At 39.3% G+C, this 8,944-nt stretch carries 8 protein-coding genes and 1 pseudogene; 5 read left to right on the top strand and 4 right to left on the bottom strand.

Features of this window, described 5'->3' with window-relative positions:
- Window positions 1–50 precede the first annotated feature (50 nt).
- Window positions 51–604 (bottom strand): annotated as a pseudogene (locus A5N85_RS15000) (gamma carbonic anhydrase family protein).
- Window positions 605–613: 9 nt separating this feature from the next.
- Window positions 614–1,876, bottom strand: coding sequence for a TRAM domain-containing protein (locus tag A5N85_RS03900; RefSeq protein ID WP_072576063.1), 1,263 nt, complete (start codon window positions 1,874–1,876; stop codon window positions 614–616).
- Between the two features lie 80 nt (window positions 1,877–1,956).
- Here A5N85_RS03900 and A5N85_RS03895 point away from each other — a divergent pair, with 80 nt between their 5' ends.
- From A5N85_RS03895 to holA, 5 genes are all read left to right on the top strand, one after another.
- Entirely contained in the window at window positions 1,957–2,154 is a 198-nt protein-coding gene (locus tag A5N85_RS03895; RefSeq protein ID WP_072576062.1) for a CsbD family protein, read from the top strand.
- Between the two features lie 178 nt (window positions 2,155–2,332).
- Window positions 2,333–3,805, top strand: a complete 1,473-nt coding sequence (lnt, locus tag A5N85_RS03890) for an apolipoprotein N-acyltransferase (RefSeq protein ID WP_072576061.1) — start codon at window positions 2,333–2,335, stop codon at window positions 3,803–3,805.
- Window positions 3,783–6,386: a leucine--tRNA ligase gene (gene leuS / locus A5N85_RS03885; RefSeq protein ID WP_072576060.1), complete on the top strand. Its 2,604-nt coding sequence runs from the start codon at window positions 3,783–3,785 to the stop codon at window positions 6,384–6,386. Before lnt ends, leuS begins: the two co-directional genes overlap by 23 nt.
- A 4-nt stretch (window positions 6,387–6,390) precedes the next feature.
- Entirely contained in the window at window positions 6,391–6,870 is a 480-nt protein-coding gene (locus tag A5N85_RS03880) for an LPS-assembly lipoprotein LptE (protein WP_072576059.1), read from the top strand.
- The gene (gene holA / locus A5N85_RS03875) at window positions 6,870–7,877 is read left to right on the top strand and encodes a DNA polymerase III subunit delta (RefSeq protein WP_072576058.1); all 1,008 of its coding nucleotides are present in this window, start codon (window positions 6,870–6,872) and stop codon (window positions 7,875–7,877) included. Before A5N85_RS03880 ends, holA begins: the two co-directional genes overlap by 1 nt.
- A gap of 507 nt (window positions 7,878–8,384) precedes the next feature.
- Here the strand turns inward: holA and A5N85_RS14995 are convergent.
- Window positions 8,385–8,633, bottom strand: coding sequence for a transposase (locus A5N85_RS14995; RefSeq protein WP_115305812.1), 249 nt, complete (start codon window positions 8,631–8,633; stop codon window positions 8,385–8,387).
- A gap of 9 nt (window positions 8,634–8,642) precedes the next feature.
- Entirely contained in the window at window positions 8,643–8,840 is a 198-nt protein-coding gene (locus A5N85_RS14990; protein ID WP_143143175.1) for a hypothetical protein, read from the bottom strand.
- Window positions 8,841–8,944: the final 104 nt, after the last annotated feature.

The raw sequence follows: 8,944 nt of genomic DNA, 5'->3' as shown, positions 1-8,944 counted from the left end.
ACAGATTTGTAGCTAAAGTTTTCTTAAATAATAAACGTTAGATTTCTCTACTAACTAATAGAAGCCATTCGTGTACTTTGTCGATGCTTGTCCGCCAAACTGACATAATGACTCGCACTATAGCGAAAAAATGCTTCCTCCTTATCTGTTAGCTCTCGCAAAGGTTTAGCAGGATTTCCTGCGTATAACCAACCACTAACCAGTCGCTTACCCGGCGGAACTAACGCCCCCGCCGCAATGAGAACCTGACTTTCTACAACCACACCATCTAAAACAGTGGCATTCATACCAACCAATACTTCATTAGCAATGCAACACCCGTGTACAACTGCATTATGACCGATAATCACATCATCACCAATTGTGGTCGCAAAGCCTTCTCCCGTAAATTCAGGATGCGTATGTGTCGCATGAATCACTGCACCATCTTGAACATTACTTCTTGCTCCTATTTTTATCGACGCAACATCTCCGCGTACAACCGCACAAGGCCAAATACTTACAAATTCTGCTAAGCTAACTTCTCCACTAACATCGCCATTTCATGTACCCAAGCAGTATCAGATAATTGTGGTGTTATATCATTAAAAGTATAAATTGCCATCGTATCTCCTTATCTTTCAAATAGAGAAATGCTTTCAATATGCGCACTACGCGCAAACATATTCGCCACTCTTGCACTTTTCAACTGAAAACCTGCATTATTTAATAGTTTCGCATCTCGAGCTAACGTCGCAGAATCACAGCTAACATAAACTATTTTGCTAGGCTTTTTAGATTTTACCAATGTTTGCATGAGCGCTTGCGCGCCTGCTCGAGGAGGATCAACAAACCAAACCTCTTTTGTTTGCCAAACTTTTATCGCTTTTCCACTGATTGCAAATAAATCTACCCTAGCAGTTTCAATCAAATGCTTTAAATGATTCTTTTGCGCAATCAACTCACCTCTTTTAACCATTTCTTGCACGCCTTCTAGAGAATAAACTTTTGCGCCCAATCGTGCGAAAGGCAGTGAAAAATTTCCCAATCCTGCAAAAAAATCGACGATTTCTTTTTCTTTTTGTGGCTGAATCCATTCTACTGCTTGACTGACCAATTGATGATTAACCGTTGGATTAACTTGCGTAAAATCATCTGGGGTAAAATTCACTCGAACATCAAATTCCGCTAAATCATAAAATAAATCTTTTTCCTCCCCAATAATACATTGATGATTGACCCAGACCTGCCAATTCTCTTTCTGGCTTAAGACCCAATCTTTTAATATTTCTAGCGGAAGATTTTTATCACACGCTATTGCTAATGCACAGGTTTGCTCCCCCTTATGTAAAGAAAGCGCTGTAACTTTTAAAGGTAAAAGTTTGGCTAATAAATCAGATAAAGAAGGTAGAGCAGCAGCCAGAGGATACGCTAAAATCAGACAATCTTTTATATCAATGACATCATGAGAACGCCGCGCGCGAAAACCAACCGAAATAATATCTCCCTCATAAGAAACCGCTAATCGACTACGAACCCGATATCGCCAAGCATCACCAACAATAGGTGATAATAAATTTTGTTCTTCTACTTTTCCAATACGCCTTAACTGCTCTTTCCACAATTCTATTTTTAAAACAACCTCTTCATCTGCTTCAACATGTTGCAACGCACAGCCGCCACACTTCTCATAATAAGGACAAGCTGGCTCAGTTCGATACTCAGAAGCATCAATAATCCTATTGACAGAAGCTTCAACAAATCGTTTTTTTTTGTTTATTTCACGAAAAGTAACGGTTTCGCCCGGCAAAGCGCCTTCGATAAAAATCACTTGTCCGTCTAAACGCGCAATACCCCGACCTCTAAAGTCTAAAGCGGATATAGTTACTGCTGTCATAATCGTTCCCAAATTATCAATTTTCTTTTTTTAAAAACTTACATTATCATTTTGTCAAACCATACATCGAGGAGTCTTTTATGCAACGTTTCGCATCAGAGTATATTGCCCAATGGTGGCTTTATAAAGGTAGAAAAAAACAAGAAAAAGCTCGCAGAACCAATAATCTCTCCTTACTAATTGAAGGAAAGCGGGATGAGCTTGCTGGAAGAATTATTGCCTACTATGGATATCCCGTTCGTCGTGCACTGAAAGAAGCTGATGAAACCAATGTATAACCAATTCACTATCAAAATATATTCTTTTTACTTATTCAATCTCTATAAATGTTTTACCTCTTATCGTTTCTTCTAGTATAGAAGATTAGGCCTCTGTAGATACAGATATAATTTTGGTAAGCGATTATTCAAAGCATTTTCGTTATGCTGTTATTATTGTTTAACCATTTCTAATTTTATGCACAGCCTTATTAGTTTCGTTCTTGGTTCATTATTAAGCTTATCATTTGCACCTTTTAATCTTTGGTGGCTAGCATTTATCAGCTTAACTGGGATATTTGTCCTATGGTTAACCTCTCTACATCCCGGTCGCATAGGCTTTCTGTTTGGTTTAGGGAACTTTACCACAGGCGTTTATTGGGTATATATATCTTTAAATACTTATGGAGATGCGCCTTTAGCTTTTGCCATTTTAGCGAATATCACGCTTATTCTGTATTTATCTCTTTACCCAATGCTTGTTGGGTGGCTATTAGGCAAGCTTTCTGTGCGTAAATCGCTCTATCGAGCAGCATTAATTCCACTTCTTTGGCTAATAGCGGAGTTTATTCGTTCTTATGTTTTAACAGGTTTTCCCTGGTTATCCATTGGCTATAGTCAAATGAGTAGTTTCTTACATAACCTAGCGCCTATTTTTGGTAGCTATGGCGTTGGGTTGGTTCTCGCTTGTCTTTGTACACTATTTGCTTATAGCATTGTCAAACGCACACCTTACCCAATCATTATTGCCATTTTTATTATTGCGATTAGTGCTTTTACCAAAAATCTGCATTTCACCAAACCAATGGGAGAAGCTTTTAGCGTTGCTTTAGTTCAAGGAAATGCCTCGCAATATACCAAGTTTGACCCTAATCAAATGTATAAAGACCTAGATGACTATATTGCACTTTCTGCTAATCGCAAAGAGTCTGTGATTATTTGGCCAGAAACAGCGATTGCTTTTATGGAAAATGCTGTTAAAGACAATTTTTTAATCCCTCTTGATAAGCTCTATTATGATAAAAAACAAACGCTCGTAACAGGTATAGCCACAGGAAATCTAGATAAAGATTACTACAACAGCGTCATTACACTTGGCAATGGTAGCCGTCGATACTCTAAAGAACACTTACTCCCCTTTGGAGAATTTACGCCAATGAAGCCCGTTTTTAACTTATTTAATAAATATGTTGATATTCCTATGAGTGATTTTTCACGCGGCGGAGAAAACCAAAAACCTATCCTAACAAACGGCATTCCCGCAGGTGCATCCATTTGCTATGAAGCTGCCTTTGGTCGTGTTGTCCGACAAAGTTTGCCTAATGCCCAATATCTCATCAATGTTTCCAATGACGGTTGGTTTCAAGACTCAATTGCCGCCGACCAACATCTACAAATGAACCAAATGCGCGCACTTGAACTCGGTAGAGAAATGGCTCGCGCAACCAACAACGGTTATACTGTTTTTATTGACCATCACGGACATATTATCTCTTCTCTGCCAAGATTCGAACAAGGCGTTCTTGCTGGCAAAATTCAGCCTCGCATTGGACTAACGCCGTATGCAAAATATGGTAACAACCTCTTTCTCTTTCTACTGGCGCTCTATGCTATCATTGTCGGTTTAATGTATCCGATGCAGAACCGAGATGGAAAATACTTATCAAGCTAAACAAATAGAGCCTGCTATTCAAACAAAATGGGCAGAAGAACAACGCTATAAAGCAGTTATCAATCCTAATAAAGAAAAATTTTATTGCCTATCTATGTTTCCTTACCCCTCTGGTAGGTTGCATATGGGGCATGTGCGCAATTACACCATTGGGGATGTTATTTCGCGCTATCAAAGAATGTTAGGCAAAAATGTCTTACAACCTATGGGTTGGGATGCCTTTGGCATGCCTGCAGAAAATGCTGCGATTAAAAATCAAGTCGCACCTGCTAAATGGACTTATGACAATATAGCCTATATGCGCGGTCAACTGAAAGCATTAGGCTTTGCTTTCGATTGGTCAAGAGAAATTGCCACCTGTCATCCAGAATATTATCGTTGGGAACAATGGTTATTTACTCGGCTTTTTGAAAAAGGGCTAATTTATCGTAAAAACGGAACCGTTAATTGGGATCCAATAGACCAAACCGTCTTAGCCAACGAGCAAGTCATTGATGGGCGTGGCTGGCGAAGTGGCGCTTTAGTCGAAAAACGCGAAATCCCGATGTATTACTTCCGCATTACTGACTATGCGGAAGAACTTTTAGCTGACCTCGAGCAACTAGAAGGTTGGCCAGAACGCGTCAAAATCATGCAAAAAAACTGGATTGGCAAATCTCGCGGGATGACCGTACGTTTTGCGCTAACAGAAGATAGTCAAAAAGACGTAGATTTAACGCATATTCAAGTTTATACCACGCGTCCAGACACCTTAATGGGCGCAACTTATCTAGCCGTTGCTGCAGAACATCCATTGGCAACAGCCGCCGCTCAAAATAATCCCAAATTACAAAACTTTATCGCAGAATGCAAAGCAGGTTCTGTTGCAGAAGCAGATTTAGCCACCATGGAGAAAAAAGGTTTTCCAACAGGTCGCTACGCTATTCATCCTTTAAATGGAGAAAAATTGCCCGTTTGGGTCGCTAATTACGTCCTGTGGGGATATGGTGATGGTGCTGTTATGGCAGTACCTGCTCATGACGAACGAGACTTTGCTTTTGCCAATCAATATAACTTACCGATTAAACAAGTTATTACTGTTGAAGGTGAGCCTGAGTTTAGCGCAAACAATTGGCAAGAATGGTATGGCGATAAAACACGAAGCGTTAATATAAACAGTGGCGTATTAGACGGTCTTACCTTTGTGGAAGCCTTTGATAAAGTCGCTGAACTCTTAAAGGCTCAATCCGCAGGCGAAGCTACTACTCAATATCGTTTAAGAGATTGGGGAATTAGTCGGCAACGCTATTGGGGATGCCCTATTCCTATTATTCATTGCGATGACTGTGGTGACGTTCCCGTTCCTGATGAACAACTTCCCGTCGTCTTACCAGAAAATGTTGTCCCAGATGGCAGCGGTTCACCGCTCGCAAAAATGCCTGAATTCTACCAAACCACCTGTCCGCGCTGCGGTAAACCCGCCAAACGAGAAACCGATACCATGGACACCTTCATGGAATCTAGCTGGTATCCTTTCCGCTACCTTTCTCCTCGCGATAACAAACAAATGGTCAACCCAAGCGATGTGCAATATTGGCAAGCTGTTGACCAATACATTGGTGGAATTGAACATGCTATTTTGCACTTACTTTACGCCCGTTTCTACACTAAGCTCATGCGAGATGAAGGCTTAATTTCAATAGACGAACCCTTTTCTCGTTTACTCACACAAGGAATGGTACTAGCTGGAACTTGGTATACCGAACAAGAAAATGGCGCTAAAGACTGGTATAACCCAGCAGACATTTCACCTAACCTAGATGAAAAAGGACGTATTCTAAACGGTACATTATCAGACGGTACCCAAGTCGCCTATGGCGGCATGGAAAAAATGTCTAAATCCAAAAATAACGGTATTGACCCTGAGCAATTAGTCGCTCAATATGGTGCAGATACCGCACGTCTCTATACCATGTTTACCTCACCACCTGAGAATACCTTAGAATGGTCTGATAGCGGTGTAGAAGGCGCACACAAATTCTTAAAACGATTATGGGCGTATTGCTACGAACATCGTGAAGCACTCCGTAAAAATCACGCAAGTCAAGTACTTGATAAAAAACACCAAGCCATTCGCCGTGAAATACACGAACAATTACGCAGTGCTAGATTTGATTATGAACGCAACCAATTCAATACTGTTGTGTCTTCGGGAATGAAAATCCTGAACGTATTAGGAGAAATTGAACCTAGCAATGAAGCCTTACGTCAAGAAGGCGTCAAAACCTTGCTTTTAATTCTTTCACCTATCGTGCCACATATTACGGAACAATTATGGCAAGACTTAGACTTCGCAGGGATCATTACAGACACTGCATTGCCAGAGCCTGATGCTAACGCGCTCATTCAAGATGAAATCACTCTTGCAGTTCAAATCAATGGTAAACGTCGTGGCGAAATCACCGTTCCAATCGATGCTAACCAAGACAATATTATTGAAATAATCCATGCAGATACAGGACTTCAAAAATATCTAGAAGGACTCAATATCAAGAAAGCCATAGTAGTTCCAAAAAAACTCATTAACCTCGTTGTTGGGTAGAATAATGAAGTATCTATTATCCTTTCTTTTCATTTTACTCTCTGCTTGTGGCTTTCATCTAAAAGGTACAGAACAAACGCTGAAACATCTTTCAACGTTAAACCTAATTAGTCATGATGAGACTTCTCTAGAATTTATCACACTACAAACAGCGCTGAAAAATCAGCACATTCAGCTAAATAACAACTCTCCTTGGAAAGTCGTTATTAGTGATTACCAACAACAACGTAATCAAACTGCTAATAGCGCTAATAGTCGAGAAATCGAATTGATTAGCGGTTATCAAGTTGAGATGTTTTATCAAAATCGTGCGATAGAAAGTATTGTTATCAATAATCGCACCAGCATCGAATATAGCAGTAGTGAATATATTGGAAGTTCTGAACAAGAAAAAAATGCTAAAGCACGATTAACAAAAGAAAATGCCGCAGCTACTATCCGCTTCATTGAAGCGGTAAGTTCACGTCATCCTAATGGTCAGTAATGAGTATAGAAGCCACAAAAATAGCACATTACCTTGAAAACCGCTCGCTACCCAACCTATCGCTTATCTATGGTAGCGAGCCTCTGCTCAATCAAGAAGCGCTAGATATTTTACGTCAAAAAGCTAAGCAAGAAGGTTATCTTGAACGCCAACGCCTAGAAATTTCCCGACATGCTGATTGGCAAATACTGATTACCGAACTAGAAAGTCCAAGCTTATTTTCACCGAATCGCCTAATAGAAGCCCATAGTCAAATAAAAAAAGCGGATAACCATGCCGCTAAACAGCTGGTTAAAATCGCTACACTTCCTTTTTCTAAAATCAAACTCATTCTTCACTTTCCACGATTAGACAAACCACAAAAAACAGAATGGTATAAATCACTCATTCGCTCAGGAATGTTAGAAATTATAAGCACCAATCTATCACCGCAAGCCTATGAACAACAAATTCAACATCGACTTTCTACTGCACAGCTTAGACTCACCCAAAGTGCATTTGATACCTTTTTAGATTACCATGAAGGAAATTTACTGGCGGCGCAACAATCAATTGATCGACTTAAATATTCACAGGAACATACTGATATCCTAGATAAAACGATTATTGAGCGATTACTTGATGATTTCTCACGTCTAACTATCTATGGATTTAAAAATGCCTTATTTAATGCTGATTGGCTGACCGCCTATCGTATTGCCGAAAAAATAGAGCAAGAAGACAAATATCAAATCACTCTAATCAACTGGCATTTAATGCGTGATATGCATATCTTGTTACAGCTAGCATCTAGAACAAAGCAAGAATATGCTGATATCTTCAAAACCGCCAATATCTATAGCAGGCAGCAAAAACATTATCTTTATGCACTGAATAGATTACGCCCTGGCGTTATTAGCAGCACCCTCAAACTAGCTGCTAAACTTGATAGAATCAATAAAGGTGCGGAGCCCGGCGACCCTTGGCTAACACTCAAACAATATTGTTTATTACGTGCCTATCGCTAAATATTCAGTATAGATAAATGTCTTTAGCTCGCATACAGCGTTAGCTCGTTTTGCCGTACTGAGGTTGGCTATCTGTGGTTCGTCAGTTTGTATGCAAGTTAACCCCATTCAGATATAGTCTAGAAAAATGAAATATAACAGCAAACTAAGTACATATAGTGCAATCAGCTAAAAAACAGAACACCATTTACCGCCAGAAGCACTAAGGTCATGTTTATAAAACGTCCTGTTTTTTAGTTGATTTGACTATATAAGCTTAAAAAAATCATGTAATGCATTTGCATTGATATTGATGCAACCAAAACAGTACTTTTGCTGAATGCAAACCGAGACCTTTGCCAAAAATATAAAATAGAGAAATTTCAATTTTTCAAATTTTAAAAAAAATATTAAAATCATAGTGTTAATTTTAAAATTCGTGTGAAACGGAATGTTACAAAGGTCTCAATCTATCTTCCATAATCGCCAAACATGTTTCACTTTTGCCCACTTCTTCTCAATTGGATTTCAGTCTGGACTGTAGGATGATAAGCAAAGAATTTGATGCTCTGCATTTTCAATGCGTTCTTTTGTACCTTCCCTCTTATGAAAGGCTGCATTATCCATGACAACAACACTGTTTTTCGATAATTCAGGTAACAATATCTGTTCGACCCAAACCTCAAAAATATCTCCGTTAATACTGCTCTCAAATAACCCAACAGCAAAGAGGTTGCCATTACCTAATGCTCCTATAGTATGGGTTTGGTTTTTCATCTGCCAATTCTACTCACCGTAACAACGTTGTCCTTTCACAGACCATCCATACCGATGTAACCACTGACTTCTAAAGCTACTCTCGTCAAGATAAACAATCGGAGTTTCTTCTTTTTGATACTTAGCGATGCTCTCATTAAAGCGTTCCCTATCATCTTGATTAGCTTTTGGATGCCTTAGTGTTTTTTTATAGCTAATATAGTGCAATCATCATAAACCCAACCCAATCCAAAGCAGATAAAAGAATAAAGTATCAATACAATCCATCCGCCATTCTTTGCGTATTTGCTTAATCCAAGCCCACTATCTTT

The sequence above is a fragment of the Suttonella ornithocola genome, from assembly GCF_001889065.1.
GTDB lineage: Bacteria > Pseudomonadota > Gammaproteobacteria > Cardiobacteriales > Cardiobacteriaceae > Suttonella_A > Suttonella_A ornithocola.
Note: the sequence above shows the minus strand (reverse complement) of the source record. Positions and strands in the feature narration are given on the sequence as shown.